Origin of the sequence: Oceanibium sediminis (assembly GCF_003265325.1) — a bacterium.
GTDB lineage: Bacteria > Pseudomonadota > Alphaproteobacteria > Rhodobacterales > Rhodobacteraceae > Halovulum > Halovulum sediminis.
Window position 1 is genome coordinate 1 of sequence record NZ_QGNX01000121.1, and the last position, 266, is coordinate 266.

The 266-nt window shown below is 74.4% G+C and carries 1 protein-coding gene; it reads right to left on the minus strand.

Features of this window, described 5'->3' with window-relative positions; genetic code table 11:
- The coding region (locus DJ029_RS21600; RefSeq protein ID WP_198671253.1) for an SDR family NAD(P)-dependent oxidoreductase at positions 1-266 on the minus strand (266 nt) is incomplete at both ends.

Here is a 266-nt window from a genome sequence, read left to right on the forward strand (position 1 = left end):
GGCATCGCGAAGGCGCATGGGGGCGAGGCGCTGGGTATCGCCTCCGCCGAGTCCTTCTCGCCGACGTCGCAGGCGATACCCAGCGCCTCGCCCCCATGCGCCTTCGCGATGCCGGCGGCGGCCTCCTCGGCGGCGCCGCCGTCGAGATCCGCGACAACAACACGGGCGCCGGCCTCCGCGAAGCGATCCGCCGTCGCCCGGCCGATGCCGCGGGCCGCGCCCGTCACGATTGCCGTGCGGCCTTCGAAGCGTCGTCCCATGCTCTT